The following is a 20,791-nucleotide window of genomic DNA, read 5'->3' as shown; positions in this document are numbered from 1 at the left end:
TCGCGTCCAGGGTCCCGTTCGTAGCCTGCCAGGCCCCTTGGTCCTGGACGTCCACTTTGCCCTTGCCGCCTTGCAACGGGGGTCATCATGCAAAACCCACCGGGTGTAGTCGGAGAGGACTGGCTGATCAAGGCGAGTCCCCGGATGGCTCGGCCCGACGCCGCGGCCTGCCCCACGCACCGCCGCATCGCGATGCGGCCCCAACTCGTCGCCGAACCGGCCGTGCCGTTCCTGTCCACGCCGTACGAGGAGTTCGGATTCGGCCCGCTCTTTGCGGCGCTCGATCGTGTGGAGCATGACGGCCGGTCCGTCGAGCAGGTGCGCGAGGAGCTGCGGAACACCCGCGGACCGTTCCGAGGCAGGGGTGCCCCGGTCCACCCCGTACATCTCGCATGGACCGCGCACGCCCTGGAGCGGTACGTCGCGGCCCGCGCCCGGGAGCAGGCCGCCGCCACGGAAGCAGGGCTGCCGCCCACCCTGGCGGTCAAGCAGCCGTGGACGTGGCGCACCCGCCGACTGCACGCACCCGATGCGCGCGGTGCCCGGCAGTACGAGCACACCCTGTGGGGCCGCATGTACGCCTCCACTGACGAGACGGTACGCGACCTCTGGCTGCCCTCGCTGGGTCGGGCCAAGACGGGCCGCCCCGGCACTGAACTCGGGGCCGTGGCGCAGGTGATGGCCCATGGGGCGCCCACGCCCCGGCGCAGGGCGCGGGACGAACCCCCGGCCGGGGCGACCGGCACCGCCCGCCCGCCCGCCCTGGTGCGCGTCTTCGACGTCGGGTGCGCCGATGGTTCGGTGGAACCACTGCTCGGTGCGGCACCGTCGTTCGGCGAGGGGCCCATCGAGGCGAGCAAGCGGTTCGAGGGCGACGCCGTGCCGGCGTTCCTCTCCACCGCGACCGCGACCGGCACCAGGCCCGGCGAGAGCTGCGTCGACTGCAAGGCCATCGCCGGCTGTACGGATCTGAGGCGCACCCCGGGCCTGTGGGGAGGGCGCCCCATGTCTGTCGCACGCAAGCGTCGTTCCGTCTCCGCCTGGGACCTGCGCCTGTATGCGGAGTGTCCTGCGCAGTACCACCTGGTGCGGCGTCTGCACCTCAACGACCTGTCCGGCGAGAACGAGGGGGCCCGACGTGGAAGGGTCGTCGACTCGTGGCTGGACGCGCTCCACGGGGAACGGCCGGTGCGTGGCTGCCGGGACCGTGCGGCCCCCGACTCGGACGTGCTGCGGTCGACAACCGGTCTGGACGAGGCGTCCGCGCGTGAGGCCGCAGGAATGCTGGCCGGGCACCGGTTGCTGTGCCCGCTCGACGGACTCGGTGCCGACGAGCACGTCCTCGTGCAGCATCGGGTGACGGCCTACGTTCCCGAACTCGATGTCGTCGTTCTCGCCGTACCCGACCTGGTGTACACCCACCGTGGCCGGTGGATCTGGCGCGAGACGAAGACATCCTCCCGCCCGCTGTGGGAGCGGGATTCACTGCTTCGCACGTATCCGCAACTGGCGCTCGGTGTACTTCTGTTCCACGCGGGGGCGCTGGGCGACGACCCGCGCCGCTCCTGGGTCGAGCTGGAGCACCTGCGCGAGGGCCGCGGGGAGAGCAGGCTCGAACGTGTCGATCCCGGGCGCGCCGAGATCGTCGACGAAGCCCGGCACGTCATCGCCGGTCTTGCCCAGCCGCTCCTTGAGGACACCACGTACGAACCGAAGACTGGGCGCCACTGCCACGGCTGCCTGGCGCGCACCTGGTGCCGTCCCGGCAGGACCTACGCCGCTGATCATCCGCTGCCGTACGGCCCCGGTACGCCCTCGTCCGCCGACAGATCCGGGCCGAGTGCCGAGCTGACGCCGCAAGAGGGGTACGTCGTCCGATGACTGACCAACAGGCAGCCCCGGATTGGCTGTTCAATCGGGACGTCGTTCTGCTGAGGGACGTGGCCACTGCTGTCCTTCACCTGGCCGCCGTCGACGACCTCGACGCCTTTGCCCTGCCCTATCCGGCCGGCGCGCAGCGGGCCCTGAACGCCCTGGCCCTCCAGTGTCTGCGCAACGGAGCCACGCCCCCGGCCGGCGTACCCGAGATGGTCCGCTGGGCCCGCGCCCGGCCGCTCAGCAGCTGGCCTCTCGACCAGCTGCCCGCCGACCTGTTCGACGCCGCGGACCGGCTGATCGACGAGGGCTCGGGAGAACCCTCCCAGCTCTGCCACGAACTTTCTGTGCGCGGATACGGCGACAGCACCGGGCGACAGTACGACCGCATGGTCATTCACGAGGCCCTGCGGGTCTGCCGTGCGATGTCGGCGCCCGAGTCGTACACGGCCTTCCGCCGCCTCTTGGTCACCCGACCCGTACTCACGGAAGATGACTGGGCCGAGATCAGCTGCGACCTCTTCCTCGACCCGGTCCGCTTCCTCGTCGAGGAGATCTACGCCCGCGTCCCCGCCGGGTTCCGGCGCGACGGTTCGTATTTGTGCTGTCACCGCTGCCTGACCCTGCTGCACCCGGTGTCCGACACCGAGTGGTGGTGCGAGCGGGATCAATGCCGCCACCAGGGCCCCGCGCCGCACGGCCGGGCGCTCGTGGCGGCAGAGACCGGAGAGCTGCGCCAACTACGCAAACCGCTGCGGCTGTTCGTCACCGGGCCCGGGCAGGCGGAGACCTCCCTGGAGGGTGAGCTGCGGGCGCTGGGGCTCACCGTTGAGATGTGGCCCAACTTCGACTCGTACGACGTGAGAGTCATCTTCCCCGACGGTCATGTGTGGGCCGTGGACGTCAAGGACTGGGCGCATCCCGCCTTCCTCGGCCGCAGCGCGACCGCGGTGCGGGCCGAACCGCCCTACGACGAGGCGTGCTGGGTCGTACCGGAGTTCAGGGTCCGCGCACGCCGCGACTATCTCGACAGCTACGCCAAGGAGCGGGGCGCTCAGGCGGATGGGCTCAGACTCCTGACGGATCGCCAATTCGTGCGGGCGGCCCGGCTGCGACTGGCTGGTGACCAAGGGCCGGACGCCTCCATTCGTCCGCTCCACGGTGGAGCGGACAAACCGCCGCGCCCCGGCCGAGGGACCGCCGGACGCCGCCCCATGGACAACACGCCCCCGGCCGAGGACGCCGGGCAGGAGGACGGAGCGGACGATGCGTGACCGCAGCAGTTGGTACCAGCCGGTCGTGGCCGCGCTCGGGCCCTGGCCCGAGGAACACGCCAGGACCCGTCCCGCACTGCTCTGCCAGGTCGAGCTCGCCCTGCGGCTGATGGAGACCGTGGCGCCCGGCCACGCCGCCGACGGGGCGTGGACACTCCTGGGCGGCTACGGCCTCGCCTTCGCACGGGCCGCGAAGCTGCCCTTGGGCGCCGCGGAGCAGGCCGCGCTGGCCGCCGCCCGGCACCTGCTGTGGCCGATGCGCCGCGGCCGGATGTGGCGGCAGTCCCTGAACACGTACCTGGAACTGCCGGAACGGCTGCGGGCCTACCGCGTCCCGGCACAGGGGGAGGCGGCATACCGGGTTGCTCCCATGGTCGCCGCCGACCGCTTCGCCGTGTACGACGAGGCACTGGCGAGCCTGCCGGGCTTCGCCGTCAAACCGTTGGATCAGGCGGAGGCGGGCGAGCATCGCTTCATGGACCGCCGCCACCGGCGCACCTCCGTCACCATCCCGGCCGACCTCGTACGGGACCCCCTCCCGGGTCACCCCCTCACCGCCGGACGCCCGGCCACCGCAGGACCTCTGGACGTGCCACTCGACGAACTCGACGACGTGGCACGGTGGATGGACGAGGAGGAACGGCGGCGCGGTCGCAAGGAGGGAAACTGGGCCCAGCGCCTCGACGACCTCGATCTCGACACCCGTAGCCCCGACGGGACCGCCTTTGCGCCGGCGTCCGCGCTGCCACTGAACCGGCTCACCCACCTCGTCGGCATGGTCGGCGCAGGTAAATCAACCCTGATGACGCTGCTTGCCGTCTGGGCGCACCACAATGGCCTGCGCACCACACTCGTCGTCGGTGATGTGGCCGAACAGCTCACCCTGACCGAACTCTTCCGCGGACTCGGTCTGAGCGCCGCCTTGATCCAGGGCGGCACCACGCGTCCCCAGCACACCCAGCGGCTGCACCGCAGGCTCGCCGCGCGTGGAGCGCACTCACTACTTGCCCATACTGATGCGACCTTTAGACACCTCAGCACCGCCTGTCCACTGGACGCGCTGCGCGCACTCGACACATCAGAGCCGCTGCGTTACAACGACGCACCGTGCGGCGGCCTGCACCCTGTGCGGAGGGCCGGAGCCGACGAGGGTGGGGACGAGGTGGCGGCCGAGAACGCCCTGCGCGCACTCGAACGCGCCCGCGGCGCTGCCGACAGGCAGACTCCCGAGGACGGTGCCGGGGAAGAGGAGGAATGGGGCACCCCGCACGCTTGCCCGCTGTGGAGCGCCTGCCCCCGGCACTCTGCTGCGCGCGACCTCGTCGACGCGCTCATCTGGGTGGCGAACCCCGCCAGCCTCGTTCAGACGGCTGTTCCACGCCAGCTCAACGCCGAACGCCTGCGCTACCTGGAACTGGCCTGTCTGCGCAGTGACATCGTGATCGTCGACGAGGCCGACCGCGTACAGATGCAGCTGGACCAGATGTTCGCACCGTCGGCCACCCTCGTCACCACCGGTGTCTCCGATTCCTGGCTCGACCAGTTGCAGACCCATGAGATCGCCGAACTCGCCCGGCAGGGACGACTGCCGCTCTCCGACCAGGACGTGGAGCGGTGGTCCGCAGCCCTGGACATCGTTGGCACCGCAGCGGACCGGCTGTACGCCATGCTCATCGACGACGAGGGGCTGCGGAACTGGGCACAGATCGACTACTTCAGCGCATGGACTCTTCAGGAGAAACTGCTGAACGCCTGGTATCCGCTGAAGTCCGGCCGGTCCGTCCGACGTCCGGACGGCACGGAGACGGGGGACGTCGAGGACGAGACTGCGCTGTACGAGGACGAGGAGGACGGCGAAAGGGACGGCGCGGACGGCCCGGGGGAGGCGGATCTCCCTGAGTCGGAGGCGCCCTGGGCGCCCCGCCGCAGTGAGATCACCGGATTCTTCGACATGTTCCGGGACGATCCGCTCGGCGGACGGGGCCCCTACCTGACGCCCGCCGACGAGCTCACCGCCCTCGCCCACGACGTTCTGCACACCCTCGACGAGAAGCGGACGCGCGCCCGGGTCCGCGCGCTCCTCGATTCCTTCCTCGTCGGAGCACCGGGGCCCCAGCAGCGGCCGCCGTCCACCGTCCGTCAGGACAGGGACCCGGCGCGCGAGGAGGTGCCGCTTACCGAGGAATGGCGCGAACTGAACGCGCGGAGATTGGAGTTCACCCTTGTGCTCGCCGCGCTGCACCAGCGTCTGGACCGGGTGACCTTCCTGTGGCCCCAGGTGGAGGCGGCGCTGCGGCTCGACGCGGCGAGCCACGAACTGACCCGTCGGCCGCCGCTCGACTACGCGCCGCTCCTGCCCGAGGCGCCCATGGGCAACGTCCTCGGCTTCCAATACCTCATCGACGAACGGGCGGCCGCCCGCGACAAGGACGGTCGTCGCACGGGAACCCTGCGCTTCTTCCGCTGCGCGGGGGTGGGCCGCGAACTGCTCCTCGGCCTTCCCCAGCTCGGCGCCGATCCCGCCCGGGGAGAGGCCGGCCCGCACGTTCTGCTGATGTCCGGCACCAGCTGGGCCGGCACGTCCACCCGCGCCCATGTCCTCGCTCCCGTCCGAGCGGTCCTGAAACCGCAGAGCAAGGCGCTGCGGTCCATCCGGGACACTGCGTTTCGCACCGAGTTCCTCTACGACGCGGCCGGGCAGCCGATCCGCCTCTCCGGGCAGGATCCTGACAAACGCGAGGACGTCCTTCGCCTGATGATCGACCGTCTGGCCCGTCCCCGCAGGGACGGAACCACCTCTCCGCTGCAGAGCGAACTTGCACAAATCCCCGACCAGCGCCGCAGGCGCGCCCTGCTTCTGGTGGGCAGCTACGCAGAGGCAGGGGTGGCTGCCACGGCCCTGGACGAGATCCCGCGCTGGCGCGGCCGGGTACGCGTCCTGGCCGCCGACGACGCGGAGCTCGAAGCCGCGGTCGACGGCACCGCGCCAGGCGGGAGCCGGACACGGAGCACCGGAGCGGTGCGGCGCGGTGACCTCGCCTCTTTCGCTGAGGACCCGGACGCCGAACTGCTCGTCGCTCCTCTGCTCGCCGTCGAGCGCGGACACAACATCCTCACCACCCCGCAGCGTCCCGGTGAGGAAAGGGTGGCGGCGTTCGGAACGGTGTTCTTCCTGGTCCGTCCCCACCCCCGTCCCGATGACCTGTCCTTGGCTGTGTTCGCCATCAACGACTGGGCGAGCCGGTTCGTACGAGGTCAACTGGCCAGCGGGGGGGCGACGTTCGATGATCTGGTGGCGGAAGTCGACGGTCTCGACTCGGCAGGCGGCTCCTTCCGCACCGTCGCCCGCCGCGTCTGGCGGCACGTGTTGTCCCGTCCCTACATCTACTCCTCGCTCTCCGACGACGAGAAGGAGTCCTTCGTCTGGGACCAGCTCGTCACCATCTGGCAGGTCATCGGCCGCCTTGTCCGCGGTGGTGTGCCGGCCCGCGTCGTGTTCGTCGACGCCGCCTTCGCGCCGCGGCTGGCCGCGGCACAGGCACCCGTCGCAGGCAGAAACAGGCGGTCCCGTACCAGTGACCCGGGACTGCTGGTACGCCTCCGGGACGTTCTCGCCCCGTACTTCAGCGGCACCGAGAACACTGCCGGCGGGCCCGACCCTGCCGACATCGAACTCGTCAAGCTGCTCTACCGGCCGCTGTACGAAGCGCTGTGCGGCCTTGGCGCTCCGTCCGCGCCGAGCGGCACCGACTGACACACCGGGACGCCGCCGCTGCCAAGGCTGTCGAAGACACGCCGCTCCACCGGCCACGTACGACATCGCAGGGAGAACGGACATGTACCAGCACATCCGCCGATCCGCGTACCACCTCGCCGAGGGCAGCGAGCCCTGGACCGAGGACTACCGTGCCCTCGCCTTTCCCGAACACTGGCACGCGGACCTTCTCGAACTGCACAACCACGGGCGCGACGAGGAGAAGAGGCAGCTGACCCTGCCCACGCGCCGGCTCGACGGCGTCCTGCAGACCCTCGCTCCCGACGTGATCGTGCGCCCCCGCCCCCGTGTCCCCGTCGAGCCGGGGCCGGAGCAGCGCTCCCCGACCGCCGAGGACTTCTGGATGTACGTCCCCGCTTCGGCGACCGATCCCCTCCCGGAACGCTCCCTGCGGCAGCTCCTGGACTCATGGCTGCGCACACTCGGTCCCAAGGGTGCGGGGCAGGACCCCGCGTTCCGTTCGGCGCTGCTCGCGAGCAGCGCCGACCTCAAGCGGAACCTGCCCGAGTGGCAGCCGGTCTCCGGCGTCGAACTGCTCACCGGTCCCGCCACCCCCGGCGGGACCGCCGCCCCCGACCCCCGGCAGTACCAGCTCGCCACCGACGCGTTGGCCCGCCGCATCCTGTCCCTCGACCCCTACCGCTTCGAAGGAGGAGAGCTGCGCTTTCGGGCTGTACCTCGCGGGCCTCGCGACCAGGGGGCCGAGCTCATGTCGCAGCCCCTGATCCGGACGGTCAAGCGTAAGGAGTGGTGGTTCTCCGTCGTACTTAACATCTCCCTGCACACCACGCCGTTCGATGCCAGGCCGCGTCTGCACCTGCACTGGGGCGTACGACGATGGGCGACGCATCCGCGGGTCACCACCAAACGCCTCAACCTCTCCTATCGGGAAGCCACCACGGCCTACTTGAGGCCCACCATCCCTTGGCTCCCCGGAGCGCCGGCCACCGAGCGCTACGCGCTCGCCCGACTGCGCCGGGACCGGGCAGCGGACACCTTCGCCTGGTCCGAGAACGACACGGCCGGCATCCTGCGCGGACTCAGCCTTGCTGGCAATTTCCCCGACCCCGAACAACTCCTCGCCGAACCGGGCTCCTGGATCGGCGAGGGTGGAGGGGTCCGCGCCGCAGTGGTGCACAGCACCCGGATGGGAAACCACGAGATCGGCACCGGCTTCATGCCCAACCAGCGCGCCCAGCTGACCGAATGGGCCGAACAGGCCCTTCCGGAGCCCGTGGTGCGGGTATCCGATCTGAAGCGGGGGCGCGGCAAGGGCATCGGCGCACCCGGGAACCGACGGCCCAAACCGAGGACCGACGAGGCCAAGAAGACCGAGCTGCGCCGCGAGACCCAGGCGCGCAGGGCGAGTCTCGCGGCGCAGGCACGGATCGCTGGCCCGGCCCAGCACCACAGTGGTCCACCGCTGGTGGAGGTTCGGTTGCTGTGGCAGTCACCAGAGGTACGCAAGGAGGCAGTGGCCCAGTTCGCGCACGCCCTGGGTCTTGACGGTGACGGCGGCGCCTCCGCAGCCGCGATCACGGACCGGCACTTCGACGAAGCCCGGCCTGGGGCACCGGTCGTCCTCGAATGGCAGACGGAGGAACTCATCCTGCGGCTGCGGTGCCTGCCCCTGGCCGACGGCCTCGGAGACCGGCTGGTGCCTGACCCGGCCGTCAAAGGCAAGGGAGCGGCCATCTCGACGGCCATTGTCGAGCGCCGCAAAGCCCTGGACTCATGGCTCCGCGCGGACGGCGCGGACCCCGGTTGTCCTGAACTCGCCCTGGTGGAGATCGCCCACCGCAGCACCTTCCGCCCGTCGACGACGGACCCCAAATTCACCATTCGGCTGGGGTGCGCCGACGCGGGCGTACTGACCCAGTTCGTCGTGACTCCGTCCACCGACCGGCAGATCGACAATGCGGACAGCATCGGGCATCGCACCCACAGCTCCTGGCTGGATGGGCTGCGTCAGCTCGGCGTCCGCGTACTACCGCAGCACACCCTCGGCGACGACCTGCCCGACGGGCTTCAGTACGCCGCGGTCTGGATGGTGAAGCGCCGCAAGGACGGCCCGACCCGCCTGCCCAAGCACCTGCCTGTGGCCGTCATGGCCACGCCGCTGCCGGACGCGACGGGTCAGGCCGCCGTACGAGGATGGGACGATGCCGCGGGGGAGTGGGTGCCGTATCCGCGCTTCCTCCTTGGCCTGGTGAAACAGGCCGAGATCGATCCCGAGGTATGCGCGGAGCCCAACCCGCAAGGCGGCGCCCCGCAATCGAGTGCCCCCCGCGTGACCGGCAAGCAGTGGCGCACCAACCTTGCCCAGCAGCGCAAGGAGACAGCGGCATTCCTCCAGCGTGTACTGCACTCGCTCCGCGGTCAGCCCACCGCGCTGATCACTCACGCACAGAACAGCAGGCTGCACTGGCCATGGCTGCAGGACGGCCGGATCAAGCGGGATCTGATCCGGACGGGCCACGCCCCCGCGGGCCGGCTCGACGACGAACTCCGCCTTGTGCGCGTCCGAGGGTGTGGCGGGCGGGAGGCCGCGCAGTGGTGGGGCCTGGCGGAACCGGGTAAGCCGCACGGCCAGCCGGCCGGCTTCTGGGTTCAGGCTATCCCGTCGCAGGGCGGGGCCTCATCAGGGGACCGGATCTTCTACAGCACCACGGAACGCCCCGGTACCCATGCTGTGTCGCCCGCCCTCGACCGCCTGGCCACCAGGGTCAACGCCGCGGGCAACCTCACCTCGCAGGCGGGCACCAGCGCCTGGAACCCGACCTTGCTCGAGATCGCGGTGCTCGGCTGTCAGACGGATGACGACCCGGGCGCCCTTGCCCTGGGAAAGCCGGACGAGGCAGAGGCGCTGGCCCTCGCCGTACACCAACTGCGCCAGGCACCGGATTATGCGGCGGCGCTGTCCCTGCCGCTCCCGCTTCACCTGGCCGGACTGGCCCAGGCATACGTCCTCCCGATGCTCGTGGAGAGTGATGAGAATTCAACGGGAGCGACGGCGGGGCCAACTGTGGAGCAGGAGCAGGGGAGCGCGATGGACAACGATACGGACCCGGACCTCGTGGACGCGGCGGGGCTGACCACGGAACCCGAAGGGGGAGACGACGAGGGGTGAGGCTCGTCTCCGGCAGGGCCCTGGGCTTGGGACGAAGCGGCTCTCCGGGCCAGCGGCCGATGCACAGCCGCTGGCTCCGCGACCTGCGTGGTTCGGCGGCGGCGCCACTCGGGTGGTTGGCGCCGAGATGGAGCAGCTTGAGTCAGCAGTCACGAACAGGGCAGGCGCCGCTTTGTCGCCAGCTCTGTGTGCACCCGAAGGGCCGTCAGGATGACTCTGACCAGGTATTACTCTCTTACGGCTGCGGGCAGACCGTGGGATACCTTCCGAACTGGGGGACGTATGTGGGACGAGGAGCTCAAGAAGAGGGCGGAAAACGGGGCAAAGTGCGCTCCTGGGCAACGAAAAAGCCCTCCGCAAGTGATCTTGCGAAGGGCTTAAAACCGCCTTTGACCTGTATAAACGTGCGCCCCCGGCAGGACTCGAACCTGCGGCCAAGCGCTTAGAAGGCGCCTGCTCTATCCACTGAGCTACGGGGGCCGGGTAGTGGCTGCGGTGTCGGGAGCCCCGGGACCGGGTGGTCCGTGACCTTGCCGGGACAAGGATAGGGCTCCGATTGGCTCGACCTCGTTGCTTCACCTGCGTGGCACGATGTGGAGGTTCAGTGAAGCGAGACGATAATCGCAGGTGGGTGCGATTCATGCATCGCTTTTGACGCTTCACGCCTCGGGTGTTGTGCACTCGTTATGCCTGCGCCCCCCTCATCACCCCTGTCCGGACGGGGGAACCGGCGCGCAGAAGTGGCTATACGCTTCAAAAGGGCGCCAAAATTGGGCATTCTTCGCATGTGGTGACCTTGGACGTACGGCCTCAGCTCATCGACGCACTCTCCGCCCTGCGCGACTGTGTCGCCGCCGTGCGTCTTCCACTTCCCCTCCCAGGGGCCCTTCGCGCCAGGCAGACCCGGATCGAGCTGCTCGCCCAGCTCGACGACTATCTGCTGCCCCGGCTCAAGGACCCCGAGGCGCCCCTGCTCGCCGTCATCGGCGGATCGACCGGCGCCGGCAAGTCGACGCTCGTCAACTCCCTGGTGGGGCGCAGGGTCAGCGAGGCCGGGGTGCTCCGGCCCACCACCCGCACGCCCGTCCTGGTCTGCCACCCGGACGACCAGCACTGGTTCGCGGGCGTACGGGTGCTGCCGCAGCTCACCCGCGTCTGGCTGTCGCCCGAGGAGTACGCCGACCCCGGCCAGTGCGACGACCTCGACGGCCCCGACGGCAACGCCGCCGAGGAAGGCACCGCGCTGCGCGTCGAGACCGCCCCCGGGCTGCCGCGCGGGCTCGCCCTGCTGGACGCCCCCGACATCGACTCCCTCGTCGTGCGCAACCGGGTCCTGGCCGCCGAACTCATCTGCGCCGCCGACATCTGGGTCATGGTCACCACGGCCTCCCGGTACGCCGACGCCGTGCCCTGGCACCTGCTGCGCACCGCCAAGGAGTACAACGCCTCGCTCGTCACCGTCCTCGACCGCGTCCCGCACCAGGTGATCGCCGAGGTCTCCCGGCAGTACGGCGCCCTGCTCACCAAGGCGGGCCTCGGCGAGGTGCCCCGGTTCACCATCCCCGAACTCCCCGAGTCCGCCGGCGGCGGCAGCGGACTGCTGCCCACCACCGCGGTCGCCCCGCTGCGCGCCTGGCTCGCCCACCGCGCCCAGGACCCGGCGGCCCGTCAACAGGCGGTCGGCCGGACGGCCACGGGCGTCATCGACTCCCTGGACGTCCGGATGCCCGCGCTCGCCGGGGCCGTCGCCGCGCAGTACGCGGCCGCCGTACGGCTGACAGGGGTCGTCGAGGACGCGTACGGGAAGGAGGGCGCCAGGGTCCGCCGCAGGCTGAAGAACGGCGGCGCGCTCGCCGGCGACGCCCGGACACGCTGGCGCGGCTACCCCACGTACAGCACGTCCGAGGAAGTGCTCGACGCGCTCGTCGAGAGCCTGGCCGCGCTCCTGGAGTGCGCCGTCGCCGCCGCCGACGAGCAGATCCGTACCGTCTGGCGCCGCGAACCCGCCGCTTCGGCCTTCGCCTTCGAGGCGGCGGGCCGCGAGGAGGGCGGCTGGGGACCGGCCGAGGACATCCGGGGCCGGATCGACATGACCGTACGCAGGTGGCGCCGGATCCTCGAGGAACTGGCCGAGGAGGAGCTGCGCCTGATGGAGCGCAACACCGCCCCGGACCCCGAGACCGTCGCCGCACTGCTGGCCGCGGCCCTGCTCGGCGGCCGCCGCGCCCGTACCGCGGGCGAACAACTCGCCGAACGCATCGGCGCACAGGGCGCGCTGCGGCTGCGCGACAAGGGCGGCGCGCTGCTCACCAACTGTCTCGACCACGTGCTGAACGGCGAACGCGACCGGCGGCTCGCCCCCCTGGACTCCCTCGACGTGGCCCCCGAACCGCAGGCCGAACTGATCGCCGCGCTGTCCCTACTGCAGAAGGAGAGGTGGCAGCGATGACTGCCGTCACTGACGAGAATCCGGGGCAGGGCGGGGCCGGGGAGCACCTCTCCGACGCGTCGCGCTCCGGCACCGGATGGGACGACGGGCTGATCGCCCGGCGCGCGCAGGCCGCCCGCAAGGAGACCGAGCAGACCCCGGACGAGATCCCCCCGGAGGACGACGGCGGGCCGCAGGTCGAGGCGTACGTGGACTCCGGCAGCCCGCTCCGGCCACGCCTGGACGCCCTGCGCGAACTCGTCGGCCTGTCCAGGGCCCGCCTGGACCGGGCCGCCCTCGCCGAGGCGGGCCGGGTACTGGACGAGGCGGCGGCCCGCCAGCGGCTCTCCTCCCGGCACACCGTCGTCGCCATCGCCGGGGCCAGCGGCAGCGGCAAGTCGGCCCTCTTCAACGCGCTCGCCGGCGCCCAGCTCTCCGAGACCGGCCTGCGCAGGCCCACCACCTCCTCCCCCCTCGCCTGCTCCTGGACCGACGGGGCCGCCGGACTGCTCGACCGGCTGGCCGTGCCCGGCAGGCTCCGGCGCAGGCCGCAGCCCGCCGCGGCGGCCGACGAGGCGCTCCAGGGCCTGGTCCTCGTCGACCTGCCCGACCACGACTCGGCGGCCAGGGGCCACCGCGACCAGGTGGACCGGGTGCTCGCGCTGGTCGACGCCGTGATCTGGGTGGTCGACCCGGAGAAGTACGCGGACGCGGCCCTGCACGAGCGCTACCTGCGGCCCCTCGCCGGCCACGCCGAGGTCACCTTCGTCGTCCTCAACCAGATCGACCGGCTGCCGGGCGAGGCCGCCGACCTGGTCCTCGACGACCTGCGCCGGCTGCTCGACGAGGACGGCATGGCCCTCGGCGAGCACGGCGAGCCCGGAGCCACCGTCCTCTCCCTGTCCGCCCTCACCGGCGAGGGCGTCGGCGAACTGCGCGAACTGCTCGGCCGGTTCGTCCAGGACCGCACGGCCGCCACCCGGCGCCTGTCCGCCGACGTGGACGCGGCGGCGGCCAGGCTCCGGCCGGTGTACGTCGCCGAGGGGCGGCCGGGTCTTGGCGAGCAGGCCCGCGAGGAGTTCGCGGACCGGCTCGCGGAGGCCGTGGGCGCGGCGGCCGCGGGCCAGGCGGCCGAACGCGAGTGGCGCCGCAACGCCGGACGGGCGTGCGGCACGCCGTGGCTGCGGCTCTGGCGCTGGTACGAGGCAGCCCGGCAGCCCGGCAGCCGGGACCGCGCCCCGCTCGCCGCCCCGCCCGAGGAACGGCTCACGGCGCGTCAGCGCGTCGAGCAGGCGGTGCGCACGGTGGCGGACGACGCCTCCGCCGGGCTGCCCGGGCCCTGGGCGCAGGCGGTGCGCGAGGCCGCGGTGCACGGGGCGCAGGGGCTGCCGGACGCGCTGGACGAACTGGCGGGGCGGGTGGGCCTGGACGCGGGGGGCGCCGCGTGCACAGGGGAGGCGGCCGGTCAGCTGCCGGGTCACCCGGGCGAGAGCCGGGGTGCGCGGGCGGCCGGGAAGCCGCCGCGTCCCGCCTGGTGGCCGGCGGCCGTGCTGGCGCAGGTGGCGATGACGCTGCTCCAGATCTTCGGCGGCCTGTGGCTGGCCGGCCAGATCATCGGAGTACTGGAGCCGGGGCTGCTGACGCCCGCCCTGGTGATGCTGGCCGGCATCGTCGGCGGCCCGCTCGTGGAGTGGTCGTGCGCGGCGGCGGCCCGGGGTCCCGCGCGGCGGTACGGCCAGGAGGCCGAACGGCGGCTGCGCGAGACGGCGGCGGCCTGCGGACGGGCCAGGGTGCTCGACCCGGTGTCGGCCGAGCTGGCGCGCTACCGCGAAGTGCGCGAAAGGTACGTGGCGGTGACGGAGTTTTCCACAACGGGCCGTTAGTCCACAGCCTCCAGCGGGATTTCCGCCTCCCCTCCAGCATGGGATCAGTGACCGCACGCACGGTGTGGTCGCCGAGACCGGGCGAAAAGGGGAGGCGGAGTCATGAACGAGACCTTGGTGACGCTGGTGGGCAACGCGGCGACGGCAGTGGAGTTCCGGGACACGGCGAGCGGGGGAATGGCCCGTTTCAGGTTCGCGGTGACGCCCCGGCGGTGGGACCGGGTCAAGGAGGCCTGGGCCGACGGGCACACGAGCTTCTACACCGTGTGGGCGTGGCGCACGCTGGCCACGAATCTGACGGGGTCGGTCGCGGTGGGGGAGCCGCTGGTGGTGCACGGCAGGCTGAAGGTGCGCGAGGAGGAGTCGGAGGGGAAGCGCCGGACGTTCGTGGACATCGAGGCGGTGGCGGTGGGCCACGATCTGACGCGGGGGACGGCGGCGTTCCGCCGGGTGGTCAGGGGCGAGCCCGGCCTGACGTCCCGGTACGGCCCGGCACCGGTCGCCGCGGGGAGCGACGATCCGTGGGCGGTGCGGGAGGCGCCGGAGCGGCGGGGCGGTGAGCCGGTGGACAGGGACGAAGCCGCGGGCGACGCGGAGCCGTCGGAGGGGCCGCCGGTGCAAGAGCGGCCGGCCGCGCTGCGGCGGACGGCGCGTCAGAAGGGCGGAGCCGCGCCCCGGAAGCCCGACTCCGACCTGGTGACCGCGTGATGACCGAGCGTGCCGGGGCCGGTGTTCGCAACGGGGCGCGAGTTGCCCGGGATAACGATTGCGATTCGGAATGGTTGTCGGACGGTATGACGGGGGACGGTTCTTGGCCCGCTCCATAGGATCTCCCCGTACTCACAAGGCACTTGAGTAAGCAGGCGGGACAATCCCCACACGCGTACCGGGCGCGAGGGTCTCGCCCGGAGGGGAATTCAGTGTTTTCTGCTTCTTCAGCGACCGTTTCGTCGTCCACGGCGACGGCCTCGACCGTCCGGCGCGGGCGCATAGCCCGGCTGACCGCTGCCGCGGTGGCGTCCGGCCTGGTCATGGCCGGTGCCCTCGTCGGCGCCGGCAGCGCGGCGGCCGACGAGGTGCCCGCGCACCAGGGCGGAGCCACCGCCGTGCTGGACGGGCTCAAGACCTACGACACCGCTTACGTCCACGAGGACGGCAAGAAGGACGACGCGGTGTCCGCGGGTCTGTTCGAGATGAAGGTCGACGGCGGCGGCACGCTCCAGACGTACTGCATCGACATCAACAACCACACGCAGGACCGGGCGAAGTACCTGGAGACGCCCTGGAGCCAGACCTCGCTCGGTGGCAACAAGGACGCCGGCAAGATCCTCTGGGTCCTGCAGCACTCCTACCCGCAGGTCGACGACCTTACGCAGCTTGCGGAAGCGGCCCAGACCGGGCCGCTCACCAAGAAGACCGCGGCGGCCGGTACCCAGGTCGCGATCTGGCGGTTCTCCGACCACGTCGACGTCACCGCCAAGGACGAGCAGGCGGAGAAGCTCGCGGACTGGCTGGAGAAGTCCGCCACCGTCACCGCCGAGCCGAAGGCCTCCCTGGCGCTCGACCCGGTCGCGGTCTCCGGCCGCTCCGGTGAGCGCCTCGGCCCGGTCACCGTCCACACCAACGCCGGCCAGGCCACGGTGACCCCGCCGGCGGACCTCGCCAGCGGCGTGAAGGTCACCGACAAGGATGGCAAGCCCGTCACCACGGCGTCCGACGGCGACCAGCTCTACTTCGACGTGCCCGCCGGCTCCGAGGAGGGCACCGCCGCGCTGACCGTCCAGGCCACCACCTCCGTTCCGGTCGGCCGCGCCTTCGCCGGGGTCACCAAGAGCCAGACCCAGATCCTGGCCGGCTCCAGCGAGTCCACGGTCTCCGCGGCCGCCACCGCCTCCTGGGCCAAGAAGGGCCCGATCCCGACGGCCACCGCCGAGAAGAACTGCACCAAGGGCGGCGTCGACATCACCGTCGGCAACGAGGGTGACGAGGCGTTCACCTTCCAGCTCGACGGCAAGGAGCAGACCGTGGAGGCCGGCAAGACCGTGACCGTCACGGTCCCGGTCGCCGAGGACCAGGCGTACGACATCACGGTCACCGGCCCCGGCGGCTTCTCGAAGACGTTCAAGGGCGTCCTGGACTGCAAGACCACCAGCAGCGGCACGGGCGGCACGGGCGGCACGGACACCCAGACCGGTGGTGACGAGCCCACCCCGACCACGGCCACGGCCGGCGGCAGCACCTCGGGCGGCGACGACACCAACCTCGCAGAGACCGGCAGCTCCAGCGCCACCCCGATGATCGCGGGCATCGCCATCGCCCTGGTCGTCGTCGGCGGCGGCGCGGTCGTGCTCCTGCGCCGCAAGGGCCGCACCGCCAGTGAGTGACCAGCGGTAGCACACCGTCACACGCGCTGATCAAGGCCCCGGCAGGCTTCGGCCCGCCGGGGCCTTCGCGTACCCCGGCCGGTCCCGGCGCGTACCGCGACCCGGGACCGCCCGTATCGCGCACCGGACCGGTTTCCGTCAAGAGGCGGCCGTCAGGCAAGATGGGGTGTATCTGCCCACTCATCGATTGCCGGACGGTTTCTCTTGGCTGAGTACATCTACACGATGCGCAAGACACGCAAGGCGCACGGCGACAAGGTCATCCTTGACGACGTGACGCTGAGCTTCCTGCCCGGCGCGAAGATCGGTGTGGTGGGTCCCAACGGTGCCGGTAAGTCCACGGTGCTGAAGATCATGGCGGGCCTGGAGCAGCCGTCCAACGGTGACGCGTTCCTGTCGCCCGGGTTCAGCGTCGGCATCCTCATGCAGGAGCCCCAGCTCGACGAGGCGAAGACCGTTCTGGAGAACGTGCAGGACGGCGCCGCCGAGATCATGGGCAAGCTCAAGCGCTTCAACGAGGTCGCAGAGCTGATGGCGACCGACTACTCGGACGCGCTCATGGACGAGATGGGCAAGCTCCAGGAGGACCTGGACCACGCCAACGCGTGGGACCTGGACGCCCAGCTGGAGCAGGCCATGGACGCCCTGGGCTGCCCGCCCGGCGACTGGCCCGTCGTCAACCTCTCCGGTGGCGAGAAGCGCCGCGTCGCGCTCTGCAAGCTCCTCATCGAGGCGCCCGACCTGCTGCTCCTCGACGAGCCCACCAACCACCTCGACGCCGAGTCGGTGAACTGGCTGGAGCAGCACCTCTCGAAGTACGCGGGCGCCGTGGTCGCCGTCACCCACGACCGGTACTTCCTGAACAACGTCGCCGAGTGGATCCTCGAACTCGACCGCGGCCGCGCCATCCCCTACGAGGGCAACTACTCCACGTACCTGGAGAAGAAGGCCACCCGCCTCAAGGTCGAGGGCCGCAAGGACGAGAAGCGCCAGAAGCGGCTCAAGGAAGAGCTGGAGTGGGTGCGGTCGAACGCCAAGGGGCGGCAGACCAAGTCCAAGGCGCGCCTCGCCCGTTACGAGGAGATGGCCGCCGAGGCGGACAAGATGCGGAAGCTGGACTTCGAGGAGATCCAGATCCCGCCGGGGCCGCGGCTCGGTTCCATCGTCGTCGAGGTCGAGAACCTCTCGAAGGCCTTCGGCGACAAGGTCCTCATCGACGACCTGTCGTTCACGCTGCCCCGTAACGGCATCGTCGGCGTCATCGGTCCGAACGGCGCGGGCAAGACCACGCTGTTCAAGATGATCCAGGGCCTGGAGACGCCGGACAGCGGCGCCATCAAGGTCGGCGACACGGTCAAGATCAGTTACGTCGACCAGTCCCGCGCCAACATCGACCCGAAGAAGACCCTCTGGGCCGTCGTCTCGGACGAGCTGGACTACATCAACGTCGGCCAGGTCGAGATGCCCTCGCGGGCGTACGTCTCCGCGTTCGGCTTCAAGGGCCCGGACCAGCAGAAGCCGGCCGGTGTCCTCTCCGGTGGTGAGCGCAACCGCCTCAACCTGGCGCTGACGCTCAAGGAGGGCGGCAACCTGCTGCTCCTCGACGAGCCCACCAACGACCTCGACGTCGAGACCCTGTCCTCGCTGGAGAACGCCCTGCTCGAGTTCCCGGGCGCGGCTGTGGTCATCTCCCACGACCGCTGGTTCCTGGACCGCGTCGCCACGCACATCCTGGCGTACGAGGGCGACTCCAAGTGGTACTGGTTCGAGGGCAACTTCGAGTCGTACGAGAAGAACAAGGTCGAGCGCCTCGGTGCGGACGCCGCCCGCCCGCACCGTGCCACGTACAAGAAGCTCACGCGAGGCTGATCGTCTTGGCTCGTCACATCTACAGCTGCCCGCTGCGCTGGTCGGACATGGACGCCTTCGGCCACGTCAACAACGTGGTCTTCCTCCGCTACCTGGAGGAGGCGCGCATCGACTTCATGTTCCGGCTGGCGCCCGGTGACGGCTCGCCGTCCTTCGCGGGAGGTTCCGTGGTGGCGCGGCACGAGATCGACTACGTGCGGCCCCTGGTCCACCGCCACCGGCCGGTGACCGTCGAGTCCTGGGTCACGAAGATAGGCGCCGCGTCCCTGACGATCGCCTACGAGATCAAGGACCCGGACCAGGTCTACGTACGCGCCTCGACCGTCGTCGTGCCGTACGACCTGGCCGCGGAGCGCCCCCGGCGGATCTCCGCGGAGGAGAAGCTGTTCCTCCAGGAGTACCTGGCCGAGGAGCCCGCCGCGGTATGACCGTGTCCGTACAGTCGCTGCGGTTCGCCGACGCGAGGGAGGCCGCCGACCTCGCGGCCTTCCTCGAACGGCTGCTCCACTACGACCGCGCCGCCGCCGTACGCCTCCAGGCGGGCGGCGGCGCGGTCGCCGTGTTCGGCAGGCCGCCGTCCTTCGACGTGCTGGCGATCCGTACGGCACGGCTGGCCGAGCCGCACGACTTCGACGTCACGGTGTCGGCCGGCGACCTCCTGGAGAGCCTGCCGGCCGAGGGGTCCGGCGCCGGCGCCCTGCCCGCGCCGGTCACCGGACCGCCCTGGGCCGGTGTCCTGCCGCCCCGCGGCGGCTGGCGGGAGCGCCCCGGACTGCCCGGCCCCGTCGCCCTGCGCGCCGCACTGACCGCGGCCGTCACGGAGTTCCGGGCCCGCGACGAGGCCCTTCCCGAGGACCGGCGCACCCGCGCCGAGCGGGACCGCATCGGCCACGACATCTGGTCGCGCACCCTCGCGGACACCGAACTCCCGCTCCGCGCGGTGCACGCCGCGCAGTCCCTCGGCTTCCTGCGCGCCGCCCCCGGCTTCCCGGTCGCCCTCCTGACGACGGGCAGCTGGCTGCGCCTGCGCACCCCGTACGGCTCCATCGCCCTGCGCCGGGCCGGCGCGACGGGCGGCCTCGGGAACCTCGCGGTCTCCGTGAACGGCTGAACGCCCCCTCACCACCGCATGCGCACGTCCTCCGCCCAGCCCAGCAGGTGGTCCACCGCGATCTCCGTGCCGTCGTCGGCGCGGACGCGGCCGTCGTAGTGGCCGAAGCACTGGTCGGTGCGGTTGGCGAGCAGGCCCGCCTCGGTGCGGGTGCGGCGGTTGTGGAACGGGGTGAACGTGAGGTCGATCTGGCCGGTCAGCGGGGTGCGGATCGTCCAGGGGGCCAGCGGGTCCGAGGCCGACCAGCGCCAGTCCAGCTCCTCGCCGATCTTGCTGAGCCGGCCGTCCACGCACAGGGCGTTCTCCGTGGAGCCGGTGCCCAGCGTCCACTGCCCGCCGAGCTGGAGGCCCACCGTGCGGCCGTCGGTGCGGCCGGAGGCGGCGCCCCAGTTCCAGTCGGCCGTACGGGGCCAGCGGCCCCGGCCGTGGTCCAGGACGGCCCAGGTGTCGTCCCCGTCGAAGTCCAGGAACTCGTCCCCGACCCTGACCCGGCCGGAGGCGGGCAGCGCGGTCTGCTTGGACGTGTACTGGAAGCGGCGGCTGTTCCAGGGGACGACCACCGAGAGCGATTCGTGGTCCGCCGGGCGGGCGACCAGGAGGTCCACCTCCACCGGCACCCGTTCCGGGGTCAGACAGCGCGCCCTGAGCCGGGTCCCGCCGGGTTCGTCGCGGATCTCCACACGCACCTTGCCGCCCGTGGGGCGCGCCGGGCCCGTCACGACGGCCGGGGAGCCGGGGGCGCCGGCCACGGTGTCGGGCAGGTGGACGCCGAGGCCGCCGGGGATGATCGCGGTGCGTTCCAGTTCGAGGCCGCCGGGCGCGTACTCGAGCAGGTAGACACTGTTCAGGGCGAGGAAGTCCAGATCGCTGACGGTCAGCGCCACCAGGTGGGTGGGCGTCGTCACGCACCAGTACTCCCACCGCTTCGTGCGGCCCCAGCCGCGCAGATTCGCGCGGTGCAGCGGCGTCCGCGACCAGCCGACCGCCGCCGGGTCGAGGCGCCCGTCGGGCAGACACAGGTCGACCGGCTCGGTGATCTCGCGTTCGAACGTCGTCATGGCC

Annotated in this window: 12 protein-coding genes and 1 tRNA gene; 11 read left to right on the top strand and 2 right to left on the bottom strand. The window is 71.4% G+C overall.

Annotated features, from left to right (window positions below):
- The first annotated feature begins 144 nt into the window (after positions 1-144).
- The 4 genes from OG242_RS09855 (at position 145) to OG242_RS09840 (ending at position 10,054) form a co-directional block, all read left to right on the top strand.
- Entirely contained in the window at positions 145-1,881 is a 1,737-nt protein-coding gene (locus OG242_RS09855) for a PD-(D/E)XK nuclease family protein (RefSeq protein WP_405897783.1), read from the top strand.
- A 59-nt stretch (positions 1,882-1,940) separates the two neighbouring features.
- On the top strand, positions 1,941-3,149 hold the full coding sequence (locus OG242_RS09850; RefSeq protein WP_405897782.1) for a hypothetical protein: 1,209 nt from the start codon (positions 1,941-1,943) through the stop codon (positions 3,147-3,149).
- Positions 3,142-6,903, top strand: a complete 3,762-nt coding sequence (locus tag OG242_RS09845; RefSeq protein ID WP_405897781.1) for a hypothetical protein — start codon at positions 3,142-3,144, stop codon at positions 6,901-6,903. The genes OG242_RS09850 and OG242_RS09845 overlap by 8 nt, the downstream gene beginning before the upstream one ends.
- Positions 6,904-6,985: 82 nt before the next feature.
- Positions 6,986-10,054: a pPIWI_RE module domain-containing protein gene (locus tag OG242_RS09840; protein ID WP_405897780.1), complete on the top strand. Its 3,069-nt coding sequence runs from the start codon at positions 6,986-6,988 to the stop codon at positions 10,052-10,054.
- 407 nt (positions 10,055-10,461) lie between these two features.
- Here the strand turns inward: OG242_RS09840 and OG242_RS09835 are convergent.
- Positions 10,462-10,534 (bottom strand) — tRNA-Arg (locus tag OG242_RS09835).
- 316 nt (positions 10,535-10,850) lie between these two features.
- On the opposite strand from OG242_RS09835, the gene OG242_RS09830 reads away from it, so the two are divergent.
- The 7 genes from OG242_RS09830 (at position 10,851) to OG242_RS09800 (ending at position 19,729) form a co-directional block, all read left to right on the top strand.
- Positions 10,851-12,503, top strand: coding sequence for a dynamin family protein (locus OG242_RS09830; RefSeq protein WP_405901565.1), 1,653 nt, complete (start codon positions 10,851-10,853; stop codon positions 12,501-12,503).
- The gene (locus OG242_RS09825; protein ID WP_405897779.1) at positions 12,500-14,365 is read left to right on the top strand and encodes a GTPase; all 1,866 of its coding nucleotides are present in this window, start codon (positions 12,500-12,502) and stop codon (positions 14,363-14,365) included. The genes OG242_RS09830 and OG242_RS09825 overlap by 4 nt, the downstream gene beginning before the upstream one ends.
- Positions 14,366-14,467: 102 nt before the next feature.
- On the top strand, positions 14,468-15,073 hold the full coding sequence (locus OG242_RS09820; protein ID WP_405897778.1) for a single-stranded DNA-binding protein: 606 nt from the start codon (positions 14,468-14,470) through the stop codon (positions 15,071-15,073).
- A gap of 212 nt (positions 15,074-15,285) precedes the next feature.
- The gene (locus OG242_RS09815) at positions 15,286-16,749 is read left to right on the top strand and encodes an LAETG motif-containing sortase-dependent surface protein (RefSeq protein ID WP_405897777.1); all 1,464 of its coding nucleotides are present in this window, start codon (positions 15,286-15,288) and stop codon (positions 16,747-16,749) included.
- A gap of 204 nt (positions 16,750-16,953) precedes the next feature.
- On the top strand, positions 16,954-18,618 hold the full coding sequence (gene ettA, locus OG242_RS09810; protein WP_405897776.1) for an energy-dependent translational throttle protein EttA: 1,665 nt from the start codon (positions 16,954-16,956) through the stop codon (positions 18,616-18,618).
- Between the two features lie 5 nt (positions 18,619-18,623).
- Entirely contained in the window at positions 18,624-19,046 is a 423-nt protein-coding gene (locus tag OG242_RS09805) for a thioesterase family protein (protein WP_026242659.1), read from the top strand.
- Positions 19,043-19,729 carry a hypothetical protein gene (locus OG242_RS09800; protein WP_405897775.1) on the top strand — a complete coding sequence of 229 codons (687 nt, stop codon included), beginning with the start codon at positions 19,043-19,045 and terminating at the stop codon, positions 19,727-19,729. The genes OG242_RS09805 and OG242_RS09800 overlap by 4 nt, the downstream gene beginning before the upstream one ends.
- 8 nt (positions 19,730-19,737) lie before the next feature.
- Here the strand turns inward: OG242_RS09800 and OG242_RS09795 are convergent, their stop codons facing one another.
- On the bottom strand, positions 19,738-20,787 hold the full coding sequence (locus OG242_RS09795) for a DUF2804 domain-containing protein (protein WP_405897774.1): 1,050 nt from the start codon (positions 20,785-20,787) through the stop codon (positions 19,738-19,740).
- Between the last annotated feature and the right edge of the window lie 4 nt (positions 20,788-20,791).

Origin of the sequence: Streptomyces sp. NBC_00727 (assembly GCF_045161745.1) — a bacterium.
Classification (GTDB): Bacteria; Actinomycetota; Actinomycetes; order Streptomycetales; family Streptomycetaceae; genus Streptomyces.
This window is presented reverse-complemented; position numbering and strand designations above follow the sequence as displayed.